16 protein-coding genes are annotated in these 16,568 nt (G+C 65.4%); 4 read left to right on the forward strand and 12 right to left on the reverse strand.

The window, feature by feature from the left end; all coding sequences use genetic code 11:
- Window positions 1–3 precede the first annotated feature (3 nt).
- From ACT6Q8_RS18955 to ACT6Q8_RS19005, 11 genes are all read right to left on the reverse strand, one after another.
- Window positions 4–942, reverse strand: coding sequence for a 2-hydroxyacid dehydrogenase (locus ACT6Q8_RS18955; protein WP_444733687.1), 939 nt, complete (start codon window positions 940–942; stop codon window positions 4–6).
- 14 nt (window positions 943–956) lie between these two features.
- Window positions 957–1,784, reverse strand: a complete 828-nt coding sequence (locus ACT6Q8_RS18960) for an alpha/beta fold hydrolase (protein WP_444733686.1) — start codon at window positions 1,782–1,784, stop codon at window positions 957–959.
- 38 nt (window positions 1,785–1,822) lie between these two features.
- Window positions 1,823–2,584 (reverse strand): ABC transporter ATP-binding protein, encoded by a 762-nt coding sequence (locus ACT6Q8_RS18965; protein ID WP_444733685.1) that lies wholly within the window; start codon window positions 2,582–2,584, stop codon window positions 1,823–1,825.
- A gap of 5 nt (window positions 2,585–2,589) precedes the next feature.
- Window positions 2,590–3,339, reverse strand: coding sequence for an ABC transporter permease (locus tag ACT6Q8_RS18970; protein WP_444733684.1), 750 nt, complete (start codon window positions 3,337–3,339; stop codon window positions 2,590–2,592).
- On the reverse strand, window positions 3,336–3,875 hold the full coding sequence (locus ACT6Q8_RS18975; protein ID WP_054167706.1) for a VOC family protein: 540 nt from the start codon (window positions 3,873–3,875) through the stop codon (window positions 3,336–3,338). The genes ACT6Q8_RS18970 and ACT6Q8_RS18975 overlap by 4 nt, the downstream gene beginning before the upstream one ends.
- Before the next feature lie 11 nt (window positions 3,876–3,886).
- Entirely contained in the window at window positions 3,887–4,885 is a 999-nt protein-coding gene (locus ACT6Q8_RS18980; RefSeq protein ID WP_444733683.1) for an ABC transporter substrate-binding protein, read from the reverse strand.
- A gap of 1 nt (window position 4,886) precedes the next feature.
- Window positions 4,887–5,795, reverse strand: a complete 909-nt coding sequence (locus ACT6Q8_RS18985) for a fumarylacetoacetate hydrolase family protein (protein ID WP_444733682.1) — start codon at window positions 5,793–5,795, stop codon at window positions 4,887–4,889.
- Window positions 5,796–6,029: 234 nt separating this feature from the next.
- The gene (gene fcl, locus ACT6Q8_RS18990) at window positions 6,030–6,998 is read right to left on the reverse strand and encodes a GDP-L-fucose synthase (protein WP_444733681.1); all 969 of its coding nucleotides are present in this window, start codon (window positions 6,996–6,998) and stop codon (window positions 6,030–6,032) included.
- Window positions 6,999–7,021: 23 nt separating this feature from the next.
- Window positions 7,022–8,062, reverse strand: coding sequence for a GDP-mannose 4,6-dehydratase (gmd, locus tag ACT6Q8_RS18995; RefSeq protein ID WP_444733680.1), 1,041 nt, complete (start codon window positions 8,060–8,062; stop codon window positions 7,022–7,024).
- A 132-nt stretch (window positions 8,063–8,194) separates the two neighbouring features.
- The gene (locus ACT6Q8_RS19000; RefSeq protein WP_444733679.1) at window positions 8,195–9,292 is read right to left on the reverse strand and encodes a hypothetical protein; all 1,098 of its coding nucleotides are present in this window, start codon (window positions 9,290–9,292) and stop codon (window positions 8,195–8,197) included.
- 55 nt (window positions 9,293–9,347) lie between these two features.
- Entirely contained in the window at window positions 9,348–11,045 is a 1,698-nt protein-coding gene (locus tag ACT6Q8_RS19005; RefSeq protein ID WP_444733678.1) for a SulP family inorganic anion transporter, read from the reverse strand.
- Between the two features lie 186 nt (window positions 11,046–11,231).
- Here ACT6Q8_RS19005 and ACT6Q8_RS19010 point away from each other — a divergent pair, with 186 nt between their 5' ends.
- Together ACT6Q8_RS19010 and ACT6Q8_RS19015 are read left to right on the forward strand one after the other, a co-directional pair.
- Entirely contained in the window at window positions 11,232–12,455 is a 1,224-nt protein-coding gene (locus ACT6Q8_RS19010; protein WP_054167697.1) for an ROK family transcriptional regulator, read from the forward strand.
- A gap of 72 nt (window positions 12,456–12,527) precedes the next feature.
- Entirely contained in the window at window positions 12,528–13,700 is a 1,173-nt protein-coding gene (locus ACT6Q8_RS19015) for an AGE family epimerase/isomerase (RefSeq protein WP_444733677.1), read from the forward strand.
- On the opposite strand, the gene ACT6Q8_RS19020 is transcribed toward ACT6Q8_RS19015, so the two are convergent.
- Entirely contained in the window at window positions 13,697–14,761 is a 1,065-nt protein-coding gene (locus ACT6Q8_RS19020) for a citrate synthase (RefSeq protein ID WP_444733676.1), read from the reverse strand. The genes ACT6Q8_RS19015 and ACT6Q8_RS19020 overlap by 4 nt on opposite strands.
- A 90-nt stretch (window positions 14,762–14,851) precedes the next feature.
- Here ACT6Q8_RS19020 and ACT6Q8_RS19025 point away from each other — a divergent pair, with 90 nt between their 5' ends.
- Window positions 14,852–16,036: a citrate synthase family protein gene (locus tag ACT6Q8_RS19025; RefSeq protein ID WP_444733675.1), complete on the forward strand. Its 1,185-nt coding sequence runs from the start codon at window positions 14,852–14,854 to the stop codon at window positions 16,034–16,036.
- Between the two features lie 39 nt (window positions 16,037–16,075).
- A complete protein-coding gene (locus tag ACT6Q8_RS19030) occupies window positions 16,076–16,516 on the forward strand; it encodes a YkvA family protein (protein WP_444733674.1) in 441 nt (146 codons plus the stop codon).
- Window positions 16,517–16,568: the final 52 nt, after the last annotated feature.

Raw genomic sequence — 16,568 nt, forward strand, 5'->3', positions numbered from 1 at the left:
GGGTCAATAGCCGCGCGTACGGTCCACAACATTGTGCAGCGGCTCGCCCCGCCGATGCCGGTCGATATTGGCCGCCACGATGCGCGACGCGGTACCCGGATGGGTCAATGCCGCCGCGTGCGGGACCAGGGTGATCTTCGGATGGGTCCAGAACGGATGGGCGGCGGGCAGCGGTTCCACGGCAAACACATCCAGGGTCGCCCCCGCCAGATGCCCCTGATCCAGCAGCGGGATCAGGTCATCTTCCACCAGATGGCCGCCACGCGCCGCATTGATCAGGAAGGAACCCTGCGGCAGCATCGACAGGTTGCGATGGTTCAGGATGCCCCGCGTCTGATCGGTCAGGGGCAACAGGCAGACCAGGATATCCGTCTGGGCCAGAAACCCCTCCAGCTGTTCTGCCCCGACAAATCCGCGCACGCCGGGAACATCTTTGGCCGTCCGGCTCCACCCCCCCACGTCAAACCCGAACCCGGTCAGCGCCTTGGCGCAGGCCGCCCCCAGTTCGCCCATGCCCAGGATGCCGATACGGCGTTCGGACGGTAGCAGCTGCGGCAACTGCTTCCAGATGCCCGCCTTCTGCTGCGCCTCATAATCCGGCATGGACCGGTGATAATGCAGCACCCGCATCACCACGAATTCCACCATGCCGGTGACCAGGGTGGGATCGACCATGCGCACCAGCGGAATATCGCCCGGCAGCGTCGTATCGGTCAGCACATGTTCGACACCGGCGCCAAGCGAGAAGATCACCTTCAGGTTCGGCAGATCTGACAGGATGCCCGCCGGCTGCTTCCAGACAAAGGCATAGTCGATCTCCTTCTTGTCGCCGGTTTCCGGCCACAGGCGGATGTCGATGCCGGGCCAGGCCGCGTTCAGGGCCTTGACCCAGGCTTCCTGATCCACCGTGGGGCAGGCGTAGAGCAGCACGGGCGGCTTCATGGCGATGACCTCTTTCACGCGACGACCGGCTTGTACCCGGCACTGTTGGAATGGACGGACTTGCGACGCCCCTTGAAGCCCGCCATTTGCAGCAGGCTCAACAGGCTGTCATTGAACTCCACCGGACGTTCATAGAACACGGAATGGCCCGTGTCCTGCACTTCCACCAGAAAGCTGCCCGGCACCTGCGCCTGTACGGCCCGGATGGCATCAACCGGAAAGACAGGGTCCAGATGCCCGGCGATGAACAGGATGGGAAAGCCAAGGCTGCCCAGAAGGGCGGGCGGCACGCTGCGCGGCCATTCACCCTTCAGCCCCTTGCGGTCGGTGGCGTTGAAGCCCGACAGGGCGGCGTAAAGCCAGGACAGATCCGGCTCCCGCGCCTTGAACGGTGCTCCCAGCACGCGGTCAAGTTGGGGCAAGTCATTGCTGGATGCCCGTGCCGCCGCCATCAGGTCGGCCACATCGCCCTCCTCCGCAATGGCATGCAGGGAGGACGCGATGCACAGGGCCGCGACCCGGCCCGGATGGCGCAGGGCAAAATTGATACAGGTCCCCGCCCCCATCGACTGCCCCACCAGGGCCACACGGTCGAGACCCAGATGGTCCAACAAGGCGGTCAAGTCATCGGCAAAGGCACTGCGCCCCAGGCCGGCCCGGTCGGTGGACTTGCCAAAGCCGCGATGGTCGAACAGCACCACCTGATAGGCCTTGGTCAGAACCGGCACCTGCCGGAACCAGACGGCATGATTGCCACCCACCCCATGGGCCAGAACAATGGCCGGCCCCTCGCCATGCGTTTCATAGTAAAGCTGATCGTCGCCAACAGACAGATAGGGCATTGGATTTCCCCGATTTCAAGAAAAGATGCGGTGCGGCGTCAACCCACGCCCATCAACCGGCTCAACTCCACGACATATTCCCCGAACGCCGCACTCTCGCGCGTCCGGCTTGGGTCACGCGGGCGGGGAAGGTCGATGGTGACGTCGCGGATCACCCGGCCGGGCCGTTCCGACATCACCAGCACCCGGTCGGACAGCAGCACCGCCTCCGCGATGGAGTGGGTGATCAGGACGACGGTCTTGGCATCGCGCTGCCATATACGCAGCAGTTCCATGTTCAGCCGGTCACGGGTCAATGCGTCCAGGGCCCCGAACGGTTCATCCATCAGCAGCACACGCGGATCGCACAGCAGCGTCTGGCCGATGGCCACCCGGTGTCGCATGCCGCCCGACAGCTGATGCGGGAAATGCTTTTCAAACCCTTTCAGGCCCAGCGTTTCGACCATCGGTCCGATATCGGCAGCCCGGGCCACAGCCTTGCCGCGCCGGATTTCCAGGCCCAGGCGCAAATTCGCCTCGATATTCAGCCAGGGCAGCAGGTTGGAGGTCTGGAACACCACGCCGACATCATCGCGGGGGCCGCTGACCCGCCCGCCGAAAATGTCGATCCCTCCTTCCTCGCACCCGACCAACCCGGCCAGGATACGCAGCAAGGTGCTCTTGCCACAGCCGCTGGGCCCCAGGATGGAGACGAATTCCCGGTCGTTTATGTCCGCCGTCACATTCTCCAGCGCCGTCAGGCCGCCGAAGCGTTTGGTCACGCCATCAATGGCAATGGCCACTGGGGCCAAGTCCGCCACGGGTTTCAACCCTGCCGCCACCATACCAGCCTCCCCAATGCCTCAATCAGATAGAACAGGGCCAGCGACAGGCCGGTGACGACCAACAGGGCCGAAAAGGAAAGGGCCGTCTGCGATGACCCGGTGGCGATCAGGATCAGATTGCCCAGGCCATCATTGGACCCGACAAACTCCCCCACGATGGCACCGATAACGGCCAGCGGCATGGCGACCTTGGCCCCGTCGACAAAACTGGGAAGGGCCGATGGCACGCGCAGCCGCCAGAATGAGGCCCAGGGTCTGGCCCCCAGCGCCCGGAAATGTTCCTCCAGGTGTGCCGGCGTGCTGGCCAGCCCGCCCAGGGTGGTGATGACGATGGGGAAGAAGGCGAACAGGAAGGCCATGGTGACCTTCGATGCCAGCCCATAGCCGCACCAGACCACGATGATGGGCGCCAGCCCGATCTTCGGGATGGATTGCAGCGCCACCACGAACGGGTAAAGCGTACGCTTGGCCAGTGGCACGAAGAAGATCAGGGCCGCCAGCGCCACACCCAGGACGGTAGCGAAGGCGAAACCCAGCGCCACCTCCCCCAGCGTGACCAGCGAATGCTGCCAGAGCTGGGCCCTTGCCCGCCACGTCTCCTCCGCGATGGCGGAGAGCGAGGGTAGCAGATAGGGCTTCACTTCAAACAGCCGCACCCCGCCTTCCCACAGGATGATCAGGGCGACGCAGAACAGCAGTGCCTCAGCCGCCCGCCGGATCGTGCCGGTCATTTCACCCCTCCCTTTTTCAGCTGTTCGATGCGGGCCGGCGGCGGAACCACAAACTTCTCCAGGTCCCAGCGGTCGAACGTGTGCATCTGTTTGCCGGGCCAGATGGCGGGCGTATGGGGATGGGCTTCATCCACCTGGATCATGTCGGAATAGAATTCGACATTGTTACCGTCCGGGTCCTTGAACACGATGAAGGTGTTGCCGCCCGGCCCATGCCGCCCGTACCCCCGGTCGATGGGCACGCCGCGCTCCATAAGGAACTCGGTGATCTTCTCCATCTCCGCCATATCGGCGACCTGATAGCTGAAATGCTCCACGGGGGACATGGCCGGGTCGTGCCTGGCCGCCTGATCCGGCGGCATCTGCAACAGGGCCAGATCGTGATGATCCGTGCCCGCCCGCAGAAAGACCATGTGCCCGTCGATCCAGTCGGACACTTCCAGCCCGACAATGTCGCGGTAAAAGGCCAGCGATGCCTGGATATCCCGCACCTTAAGCACCAGATGGCCGAGCTTCAGTGGCTTGGGTCGAAACATGGGTCGGCTCCTTATGGCTGCGGCAAGTAATCGGTGGTGAATACGTCGCCAACCTTCACATCCGCTTTCAGCCCGTAGGCGCCGCGCAGGAAGTCGAGCGTGCCTGCCACCCGGTCCGCCTCCATCCAACCGGCACGGGCCTGATGCTTCAGCAACGCGCCGGTTTCCAGCAGCTGCTGCTTGGTGATGGCCGGATCCAGCATGGGATAATGTTTCAGCATCACGGCCACCGCCGCATCGGGATCGGCCAGGGCGGCGGCGTAGCCGCGATATGTGGCCTTCAGGAAGGCACGCACCTGTTCGGGGCGTTCCTTGATCACCTTGTCGCTGCTGATCAGACCGTTGCCATAGATGTCGAGGTTGAAGTCGGCATAGGCGAGCCAGCCAAGGCTAAGCCCCGCCTCTTCCGCCCGGCGGCGAAACAGGGGCAGCGAATTGCCCAGCCAGCATTCACCCGCATCGATCTTGCCCTCCACCAAGGAGGCAACGACGACGGCAGGGTCCAACTGCATCAGCGTAACCTTGCCCTTGTCCACGCCGTTCTTTTCCAGCCAGGCCGGTACCAGCACTTGCATGGGGGAGTTCTGGCCACCGCCAACCACCATGCCAGCCAGATCAGCAGGGCTTTCCACCTTGTGCCGTTCCTTGATGAAGCAGAGGCCGGCGGGCCAGCGGTCGCTGATAGCGCCGATCATGCGGGCCGTGCCGCCATTGGCACGGTTCAGGATGACGGCCAGCGGATCGGCATAGCCGAACTGGAACATGCCCTGGTCCAGCTCATTGGCCGTGCGGATGCCGCCGAAGCCGCGCACGGCCTCCACCACCAGCCCTTCCTCGGCATAGAAGCCCTTGTCGATGGCCAGGATGACACCGGCCATGCTGCCCTGGGGCAGCCAGGACATGTTGAAGGTGACCTTCTCCGCCTCGCGGCTGTCCTCCCCGCATCCGCCCATCAGCAGACCGGCGGTGAGAAGGGTGGCGGCGGTCACTATGCGGGCGAGCGCGCGCATCTCAACCCTCCGCGATCACGGGATTGGCGATCTCGCCCACATGCTCGATACCGGCCACCATGCGGTCACCCGGCTTCAGGAAGATGCCGCGCGCCATGCCCACGCCGGCGGGCGTGCCGGTCGCCAGCAGGTCGGTGGGACGCAGTTCCAACAGACGCGACAGATAGGCGATCTGTTCGAATGTGTTGAAGATCATGTCGCCGCTGGTCCCGTCCTGCATCATCTCCCCGTTCACCGACAGGGTCAGGCGCAGGCGGTGCAGGTCGGGCACGCAGGATTTCGGCACGAACCAGGGGCCGACGGGCGTGAAACTGTCAAAGCTCTTGCCCCGGAACCAGTCATGGCTGAACGGGAAGTCGGTGCGCCGCGTCAGGTCGCGGGCCGAGATATCGTTGACCACGACATATCCCGCGACATGGTCCAGGGCGCGTGCTTCCGGGATGCGTCGTCCGGCCTTGCCGATGACCACACCCAGTTCCACCTCCCAATCCACCTTCTGGCTTTCGGGCGGCAGAACCACGGGTTCATCGGGGCCGATGATGCTGGACTGGGACTTCATGAAGACGAACGGCGTGCTGTCCACCTTGGCAGCCAGTTTCGTCTCCATCTCCGCCGCATGCTCGATATAGTTCGATGCAGCACCGAAAATACGGAATGGCTGAAACGGTACCGCGGTGCGCGAAGCCTTTGTCAGCGTCACATTCCCCCGCCGCGCGCCATTGTCGGCGGCCACGGCCAGACGGTCGATGCGCGCCTCCAGATCGGTCCAGCGCCGGATAATGTCCGTTACCGACAGGCTGCCCACCTCACCCGCATAGGGAAGGGCCGAGAGCAGAACGGCCCCTTCAGGCAGGACAAGTGCGGCCGGACCATCAGCATGTTCAAGCGTGGCAAGGGCATACCAGGACATGACTTCCCCCTTGGCCGCCCGGCCCTGCCGGCGGCGTGATTGGATCAAATGGGTGAGGTTGCGTGGGGGAAGTGTCGCGCCGTCACCCCAACGGAACAAGCATAGGGATGCTATTGCGGAAGGTGATTTTGTTATAACGGGCCGAAGCGCATGCCACCGCGCGCAGAAATGCAAAAGGCCGGACAGCCATCGCCGTCCGGCCTTTCAGCAAAGGATCTGGAAGGATCGTCGGGATCAAATCCCGCGCAACCCGCCCTTGGCCCCCTCTTCCAGGAACCATTGATAGGTGAGGCGCAGCCCCTCAGCCAGACTGGTCCTGGCGGTCCAGCCCAGCTTGGCCAACTTGGAATTGTCCATCAGCTTGCGCGGGCTGCCGTCCGGCTTGGTCGCATCAAACACGAACCGGCCCTGCCAGCCGACAGTAGCGGCCACCTGTTCGGCCAGCGTACGGATCGACACTTCCTGGCCGGTGCCGATATTCACATGGTCATAGCCACTGTAATTCTTCAGCAGAAAGACCAGACCGTCGGCCAAGTCATCGACATAGAGGAACTCACGCAGCGGCTTACCCGTGCCCCAGATCGTGACCTCCGGCAGCCTGTCACGCTTGGCGTCATGCAGGCGGGCCATCAGGGCCGGCAGGACATGGCTGCCCTGGGGATGGAAATTGTCACCAATGCCGTAAAGGTTGGTCGGCATGGCGGAGATATAGTCGCAGCCATGCTGCTTGCGATAGGCCTGGCACAGCTTGATGCCCGCGATCTTGGCGATCGCGTACCATTCATTGGTCGGCTCCAGCGGGCCGGTCAGCAGCGCATCTTCTGTCATCGGCTGCGGCGCCAGCTTCGGATAGATGCAGGACGAACCCAGGAACAGCAGCTTTTCGACATTGTTGCGGAACGACGCCTGGATGATGTTCGTCTCGATCATCAGGTTGTCGTAGAGGAAATCCGCCGGATAGCTGTTATTGGCAAGGATGCCGCCAACCTTGGCCGCCGCCACCACAACGGCATGCGGCTTGTTGGCGGCGACCCATTCCTCCACGGCGGCCTGTCGCGTCAGATCCAGGACATCGCGACCTGCCATCAGGACGGTGCAGCCTTCAGATTGCAGGCGGCGCACAACGGCACCGCCCACCATGCCGCGATGGCCGGATACCCAGACGCGCTTGCCCGTCAGGTCATAGGGCTTCAGATCGCTCATTATCCGTTCCTTTGGGGCACCAGTCAGGCCAACAGCTTCACGTCGGACAGAACCATATCCTTCACCAGATCGGTAAAGGAGGTGGTGTGGGTCCAGCCCAGCTTTTCCTTGGCCTTGGCCGGATCGCCCAGCAGCAGGTCAACCTCGGTCGGGCGGAAATAGCGCGGGTCGATCCGGACCAGGACGGCGCCGCTGGCGGCGTCGCGGCCGATCTCGTCCACGCCCTCACCGCTCCATTCGATATTCTTGCCGACATGGCCGAAGGCGCGTTCCACGAATTCACGCACCGTGTGCGTTTCGCCGGTCGCCAGCACGTAATCCTCGGCCTTTTCCTGCTGCAGGATGCGCCACATGCCCTCAACATAGTCGCGGGCGTGGCCCCAGTCGCGCTTGGCGTCCAGGTTGCCCAGATACAGGCAATCCTGCTTGCCATGATGGATGGCGGCCACGGCGCGCGTGATCTTGCGGGTCACGAAGGTTTCGCCGCGGATCGGGCTTTCATGGTTGAACAGGATGCCGTTGCTGGCATGCATGCCATAGGCTTCGCGGTAATTCACCGTGATCCAGTAGGCGTAAAGCTTGGCAGCGGCATAGGGGCTGCGCGGATAGAACGGCGTCGTCTCCCGCTGCGGCACTTCCTGCACCAGACCGTAGAGTTCCGACGTGGAGGCCTGATAGAAGCGGGTCTTTTCTTCCAGCTTCAGGATGCGGATTGCCTCCAGCAGGCGTAGCGTGCCGATACCATCGGCATTGGCGGTATATTCCGGGGTCTCGAAGCTGACCTGGACGTGGCTTTGTGCGGCCAGATTGTAGATCTCGTCCGGCTGGGTTTCCTGCACGATGCGGATCAGGTTGGTGCTGTCGGTCAGGTCGCCATAATGCAGCTGGAACCGCACATCCTTTTCGTGGATATCCTGATAAAGGTGGTCGATGCGGGCCGTATTCAGCGAGGAGGAGCGGCGCTTCAGACCATGGACGATATAGCCCTTGGACAGCAGCAGTTCCGACAGATAGGCACCATCCTGGCCGGTGACGCCGGTGATCAAGGCAACCTTACGCGACATGCTTCTACTCTCCGGGGCGGTGGTTGGCCCACCGCCGTTAAAGGAACCGCCTGACCGCCCCGCCAGCGGCGAACAAACCGTGCTTCTACCGCGTCGCGGCAGAATTGTGAACCCGCGCCGAACGCGAACCCGTTACGCCCCCAGCGTCTCCAGCGCCCGGAATACCGCGTCGGTATCGCCGACATCCGTGCGGATATAGCGCTGGTCCTCGCGCTGACCCTCGCGGCAGATCAGGTCGACATCCGATTCAGGCGAGCCGATATAGAGAACATCCCTGCCCGACGCGATGCAGCCATAGGTCTTGGACGGAATGACATAGGCCACGAACCCGTCGCGCAGCGTGATCAGATGCGCATCGGGCGTGACCAGCAGGCGGCCCAGGTCACCGAACGGCACGGGACGACCGCGCGCCACGGGCAGACCCTCATCCTTCAACCTTTGTTCCACCACATCGGCCCCGGCCCCGATGGCGTTCAGCCACAGGCCGACGGTGCCGCTGCCGGAACGATGGTGGCGGATATAGGCGTCGATGAAGGTATCGGTCTCGTGCGCCACGCCCCAATTGCCCGAATAAAGCAGGATTTTCTTGCCCGTCAGTTCCGCCGGGACGGCCAGCGGCACCTCATCGCCCGTCAGTTCGACGGGTGGCGGGTCACGCTTCAGCACGATGTTATCGGCAGGAATGCCATAGCGGCGCAGCAGGCGGACCTGATCCTCTCCCGACGCCTCAAACATCTGCACCCGGCGGCGCAGCCAGATGGTCAAGGCCAGGGCCGCGTCCAGAACCTTGGAAGGTGTCGTACGCGAGGCGATCAGGCATTCGGGATGGAAGTCCGCGATCCGATAGATCAGCTTCTTGCGCAGCACGACATTCAGCGGCACCAGGAAATGCAGCAGGAAGGGCGGCGACCCGGTGAACAGGATCTCATCCGCTGCCGACAGGTATTTCCAGGCCCGGCTGATCAGCATGGCATTGGTGCGCACGGTCCAGGCCAGACGCCGGCCCAGGCTGGCGCGGTCCAGCGGCGGGGCTGGCAGGCGCAGGGTACGGACGGTGCCGGGACCGACCGCTTCTTCGGTCAGGCTGGCCTCGTTGCGCGAGGTCAGGCCCACCAGGGTGACGTCATAGCCCAGTGCCGCGCGGTCACGGCAATGCATCACGGCATATTGGCCGACGGCGCCGAAATCGGGCGGCAGCCAGTCGCACAGGTAAACAAGCTTGGTCATCATCAACCGGATCGGGATCGGTACAAGCGCGGCATTGACCGCGAAAGCGGCGGCGCTGTCAATCCGCCCCGCTCGCCGGGCTGCCCCCCGCGCTGGTGCCGGAACCTTCGGACAGAAGATGCGTTGCCTCTGCCTTGGCCCGAGCAATATCGGCGGCGAAGATCACCGGCCCCTTGCGGTGGCGCAGGCCCAGTCCGCGCAGCACGCCCAGCGGTTGGCGCTGCACCCCCGCCATCACCACATGCGCCCCGCGCTTGGCCGCGCGTGCCACCAGGGTGGACAGGGCGTCGGCACCCGTGGCGTCCAGCATGGGCACGGCATTCATATCCAGGATCAGAACACGCGGCGCGCCGCCGGTGCGGTCCAGCACGTCCAGCAGCTTGCGCGCCGCCCCGAAAAACATCGGCCCGTCGATCCGGTAAAGGGCGGCCCCTGTTGGCAGACCCTTGGCAAGACCCGGCTGCTCCCCGCTGTCGGATACGGCAACGGTTTCCGACATGCGGTGCATGAACAACACAGCCGCCAGCAGCACCCCGACCTCGATCGCCACCGTCAGGTCGATGGCGATGGTCAGGGTGAAGGTGGTCAGCAGCAGCACCCGATCACTGACGGGAGCTGTGCGCAAAGCATGCAGGAACCGTCCCGCATCGCTCATGTTCCACGCCACCACCACCAGCACGGCAGCCAGCACCGCCAGCGGTACAAAGGCGGCCAGCCCGCTGAAGACCAGCATGAACAGCAGCAGGAAGGCCGCATGCAGCATGCCGGAGACAGGCGAGCGGGCACCCGACCGGATATTGGTGACGGTACGCGCAATGGCCCCCGTGGCCGGCAGCCCACCCACCAGGGCCGACGCCGTATTGGCCACCCCCTGGGCCAGCAATTCGGCATTGGGCCGATGCCGCCGCCCTGTCATTCCATCCGCCACGACCGCCGATAGCAGCGACTCGACCCCTGCCAGAAAGGCGATGGTCAATGCTGCGGGCAGCAGGGTACGCAGCTTCCCCCAGGTAACATCCGGCATTACCGGCATCGGCAGATGGTCGGGGATACCGCCGAATTTTGAACCGATGGTTTCCACCGGCAGGCCCAGGACGAAGGCCGCGACGGAGCCCAGCACCACCGCCACCAGAAACCCGGGTATCCGGGGTGCCCAGCGACGCAGGCACAAGATCAAGGCCAATGCCCCCAGCCCCACCAGGGCCGCCACCCCCACCGTGTCGCGGGCAGCCCAGAAGGCGGGCCATTTATCAATGAACTCCGCCGGGACCGCCCCCATCGACAGGCCCAGCAGGTCCTTGATCTGACTGGAGAAAATGATGACAGCGATCCCGGCGGTGAAGCCGGTCACCACAGGTTCGGGGATATACTTGATCCACTGCCCCAGGCGCAGCAGCGCGGCGGCCACCAGGATAACGCCGGCCATCAAGGTCGCCAGCACCAAGCCGTCATAGCCATGCTGATTGATCACCCCGACCACGACGACGACAAACGCCCCCGTCGGCCCCCCGATCTGTACCCGGCTTCCGCCCAACGCCGAAATCAGGAACCCCGCCACCACCGCCGTGACCAGCCCCTTGTCCGGCGTCGTGCCCGAGGCGATGGCCAGCGCCATGGCCAGCGGCAGGGCCACGATGGCCACCGTCAGCCCGGCAATGGCATCGGTACGCAGTGCCGCAAGGCCGTAACCTTCACGCAGGGTGGTGACCAGCTTTGGGAGGAGTTCGCGGGTCAGAGGAACCGGGGTGGCGCTCATGGGCGGCCTCACAGAACAACATCAGGATTTATGTAGTTCTGTGAGGTTCCGCCTTTTGGATGGTGTTAGTCAAGATCGCTATACGTGAAGCGGCAGGTGGCGCCACGCCGCCATTGCCCTCCGTCCCCCGCCAGCGTATTCCAGAAGCATTCACCCCCGCGCATGTCCGAAAGCCGCCCCCCGCCCATGTCCCAGCCGTCTGATCCATCCCCCGCCATCCCCGCCGCCGTGGGGGCCAGCCTGTCGGGGACGAACCTGGAGCGGGCGGGGGATCATAATCAGCGGGTGACTTTGCAGTCGATCCGGGTGGGCGGGCCGATCACGCGGGCCGATCTGGCGGAGATTACGGGGCTGACGGCGCCGGCCATCGCCAACATCACCAAGCGCCTGCTTTCCGAAGGGTTGATCCTGGAGGCCGGAAGGCTGCTGGGGCAGCGGGGGCAGCCGGCCATGAAGCTGGCCATCAATCCCGACGGCTGTTTTTCCATCGGCGTCAATATCGACCGCGACCACATCACCCTGGTCGTGCTGGACCTGCTGGGTCAGGTGCGGGCGCGGGCCACGCGGGAGGTGGATTTCGCCCTGCCGGACGAGGTGGCGGAGTTTGCGCGTACCGAACTGTCGGCCATCTTGGCCAAGGGTAATATCAAGGCCAAGCGCCTGATCGGGCTGGGTGTGGCCCTGCCGGACGATCTGGGCCGGGTGCATCTGCCGCATCAGCCGGATGAATATGAGGTCTGGAACCAGACCGATATCCCGTCGCTGTTCACGGGCCTGCCGGCCCTGCCCATCTTTGTGGAGAATGACGCGACGGCGGCGGCATTGGGCGAGGCGCAGTTCGGCCTGGGCCTGCGCCATCCCAGCTTTTTCTATCTGCTGATCAGCCGGGGGCTGGGTGGCGGGCTGGTCCTGGATGGGCAATATTTCCGGGGTGCCGATGGCCGGGCCGGAGAGATCGGCTTCCTGCCGGTCCATCATCCCGCAACCAAGGCGGCGGCATTGCAAGATGCCGTGTCGCTGTCGGCCCTGTTCGATCACATGGCGGCACATGGCCACCGCCTGACACAGCCCGACGACCTTCTGTCACTGAACGAGGCGGGCAAGGCGGCCCTGGCGGACTGGATCACGCTGTCGGCGGATCTGCTGACCGGACCGATGCTGGCCATTTCCTGCCTGATCAACCCGCAGGCCTTGTTCATCGGCGGGCGGTTGCCGGCACCGCTGGTGGATGAACTGGCGGTGGCGGTGAATGCCCGCATGCAGGCGGGCCGGGGACAGGTACCGATCCTGGCCCCCCTTCGCCGCGCCGCCATGGCCGCCGATGCGCCCGCAGTAGGGGCCGCCATCCTGCCCTTCAACCACCGCCTGCTGCCGGGTCGTTCGGTTTTGATGAAAACCGCCGAAGAATAGGCAACAATGGGGCCGACGGATCGTTGTTGGCGGTAGCCTGTCACCCGACCGGAAGCCCCGAGGATCAAGCCCATGTTCGCATCACCCCTCTACGAGGCGGCCCGCCGTCGCGACGCCCTGGTGACCTGGGCCGTTGAGCATGCCTTCCCCCTATGGTGGGATGCCGGATACGACCATGCGCGCGATGGTTTTCATGAGAAACTGGACAAGACGGGGCAGCCGGTGGACCTACCCCGGCGGGCGCGGGTGCAGCCACGACAGATCTATGCCTATGCCACGGCCCATACGCTGGGCTGGGAAGGACCGGCGGGCAGCATCGTGCATCGGGCCCTGGATGCCTATCTGGCGCGTCACCGCCGCGCGGACGGCCTGTTCCGCACGCTGGTGGCGGCGGATGGCGGGGTGCTGGATGACAGCTCCGACCTGTATGATCAGGCCTTCGCCCTGTTCGCGCTGGCCCATGCGTCCCGTGCGCTGAACAAGCGGGCGGAACTGGAGCCGGTGGCCACGGCGCTGCGGGATCTGCTGATCGGGCGCTGTGGCCGCCAGGGCGGGTTCGCGCTGCTGGACCCCGATGCCCTGCCCCTGCAATCCAACCCCAACATGCATCTGCTGGAGGCATCGCTGGCCTGGGAAGAGGCGGGCGGGGACATGCGCTGGACCACCATGGCCGACGGTATCGCCGAACTGGCCCTTTCGCGCTTGATCGACCCGGTCACGGGCGCGCTGCGGGAGTTCTTCGACGCGTCCTGGCATCCGGCGCCCGGTGAGGCGGGGCGGATCGTGGAGCCAGGGCACCAGTTCGAATGGGCCTGGCTGCTGCTGCGCTGGGGCCGGGCACGCGGGCGGGCCGATGGCACGCGGGCCGGTTTGCGCCTGCTGGAAATCGCGGAAACATACGGGGTCGATCCCATACGCGGTGTGGCCTTCAACAGCCTGCTGGATGATTTCAGCATCCATGATCATACCGCCCGTCTGTGGCCACAGACGGAGCGGTTGAAAGCCGCCTTGCTGGCCGCCGAAATCACGGGCGAGGAACAATACTGGACCCAGGCCGCAAAGGCGGCGGATGGGCTGTCGCTCTATCTCAACACACCCGTGAAGGGTCTGTGGTGGGACCGGCTGTCGCCCGACAGTACCTTCGTGGACGAGCCGGCCCCGGCCAGCAGTTTTTATCACATCATATGCGCCATCGTGGAGTTCGACCGAGTGGTGACAGAGGCGGGCATAAAGAGGCCCGCTTAAGCCGCCACCGGCCCCACATAGCGGGAGGCGGGACGCATCAGGCGGCCCGTCGCCTCCTGCTCCATGACATGCGCGCTCCACCCGGCAACGCGACCCATGGCGAAGATGGGCGTAAACAGGTCGCGGTGCAGGCCGACGGCGTCCAGCAGCAGGGCTGTGTAGAACTCCACATTGGTTTCCAGCGGACGGTCGGGCCGGTGGGCGGCAAGGGCCGAGAGGGCCGCATGCTCCACCTGTTCGGCCAGATCGATGCGCGGGCTGCGCAGGGGGCGGACGGCGACCTTCAGCACCTCCGCCCGCGGGTCGCGCACCCGGTAGATGCGGTGGCCGAAGCCCATCAGGCGGCGGCCCGCCGTCAGTTCACCGGCGATCCAGGCGGGGGCGGCATCCGCACTGCCAATGGCGTCCAGCATGTCCAGCACGGGTCCCGGCGCGCCGCCATGCAGCGGCCCCTTAAGGGCGCAGAGGCCGGCCACCACGCTGCTGACCATGCCGGCGCGGGTTGAGGCGACGATGCGTGCGGCGAAGGTGGAGGCATTCAGGCCATGGTCACTGACCGTCACCAGATAGGTGTCAAGCGCGCGGGCCAGCGCCGGATCGGCAGCATGCCCCGTCATCATGCGCAGGAAATCCGCCGCATGGCCGGCGCCGGCATCAGGCGCGATGGGGGCCAGCCCCTGGACATGACGCACCCGTGCCGCGATGAAGACGGGAACGGCGGCCACCACACGCACTGCATCCGCCGCCGCGTCACCATCGGGCAAGGATGACAGCATCAGGCGCAGCGCCTCCACATCGCTCAACCCCGCCGTGGCGGGCAGCAAGGCGGGCAGATGCGCCGCAACGGCCACCCGCGCCCGGCCAATGGCATCACGCAGGGCATCGGGGCGCCCGCCCAGCGGGTGGAACCCTTGCCACAGCAGGGCCGTGATCCCTTCGAAATCCAGGGTCTGCGCCGCACGTTCCACGGGCAGGCCACGCAGGACGAGTTCGCCTGCCGCCCCATCCACATGGCTCAACACGGTTTCGGCGGCGATGATCCCATCCAGTCCGGTCGTCATTTCCGGCTCCTTCCAGCTTGTTGCATCCTGGACAGGGTTGGACGGGACGGATATACAGTCAATATTGATTCAATAAATCAATATATCATCATGACCGCACCCCTGACCCTGTCCGCCAAGGAAGCCGCTGCCGAGCTGGGCGTCAGCCTGCCCACGCTTTATGCCTATGTCAGCCGGGGCCTGATCCGGTCCGACGCCCCGGCAGGCGGGCGCACGCGGCTGTACCGCGCCGAGGATGTCCGCGCCCTGGTGACCCGGCGTGACCGGCCCGTGGAAGCGGCCAGCGACCGGGCGTTGGATTGGGGCGCACCGGTGCTGGAATCGGCCATCACCCTGATCACCGGTGACGGGCTGTATTATCGCGGGCGGGATGCCGGCGATCTGGCGGCGGGCGCGACGCTGGAGGCGGTGGCCAGCCTGCTGTGGGACAGCACGGAGGATGCGTTCGCGGAGGAACCGCCCGCCCTGCCCGCCTTTGCCAGCCTGCCGCCGGGCCTGGACCCGCTGGACCGGCTTTTGTCACTGCTGCCACTGGCGGCGGCGAGCGACCTGCGGTCCGTGAACCGCACACAGGCGGGGCTGGCACGGACGGGGGCGCGCATCCTGCGTCTGACGGCGGCCATCCTGGCAGGCACCAACCCCTCTGCCCTGCCCCTGCATCAGCAACTGTGCAGCGCCTGGGGCGTGGCAGGGCCAGGGACGGACCTGATTCGCGCGGCCCTGGTCCTGTGTGCGGATCATGAGCTGAACGCATCGGCCTTTACCGTCCGCTGCGTCGCCTCCACCGGGGCCAGCCCCTATGCCGCCCTGTCGGCGGGGATCGGTGCGTTGCGGGGACCGCGCCATGGCGGGATGACGGCGCGGGTGGCGGCCATCCTGCCGGGGCTGCTGGATGCGCCCGACCCGGCCCAGGCCCTGGCCGCCCATCTGGCGCGTGGGGATGAGCTGCCGGGATTCGGCCATCCGCTTTACGCCAAGGGCGATGTGCGGGCCGCCTGGCTGTTGAAGCGGATGGCGGCGACTTGGGGGGCCGATACCCGCATGCGCCGCGCCATAGCGCTGGCCCGCACCGCGACGGAGATGGCGGGGACACCGCCGACCATCGATTTTGCCCTGGTCCTGCTGGCCGACCGGCTGGGTCTGCCGCCGCATGCGCCCATTACCATCTTCACCCTGGGGCGCAGTGCCGGATGGGTGGCGCATCTTCTGGAACAGGTGCGGTCGGGCGTCCTGATCCGGCCGCGCGCCCGCTATACGGGAGTGCGGCCCGCCTGACCCCTTGCCCCGACGCGGTATCTTCGCCATATCCAGGGCATGAGCGAGCCTGGCGATAAATATAGTGAAGAGGCCCTGCGCATCGATCCGATCAAGATGCGTAGCGATGCCGACCTTGTCCGCCGCCGCTTCTGGGACAAGCTGCGTGGCAGTTTGGCCCGCATTCCCTTTGCCGACCGCATCATCGCCGCCCGCTATGCCGCCACCGATCCGGCCACGCCGCTGCGGGACAAGGCGGTGCTGCTGGGCGCGCTGGCCTATTTCATCATGCCGGTGGATGCGGTGCCGGACTTCGTCACCCTGTTGGGCTTCACCGATGATCTGGCCGTCCTGACACTCGCCCTGCGCACAGCCTCCGGCTCCATCCGCGACGAACACCGCCAGCAGGCCCGCGCCTGGCTGGATGGACACTCGGTCAGCAAGGCCAAGGCAGAGGATGTGGCCAAGGGACCGATCATTGATCATGACGGGCGGGCATGAAAAAACCCCGGCCTGTCGCCAGACCGGGGTTCATCAAGGATATGCGTAACGT

This window comes from Niveispirillum sp. (assembly GCF_052437035.1).
Classification (GTDB): Bacteria; Pseudomonadota; Alphaproteobacteria; order Azospirillales; family Azospirillaceae; genus Niveispirillum.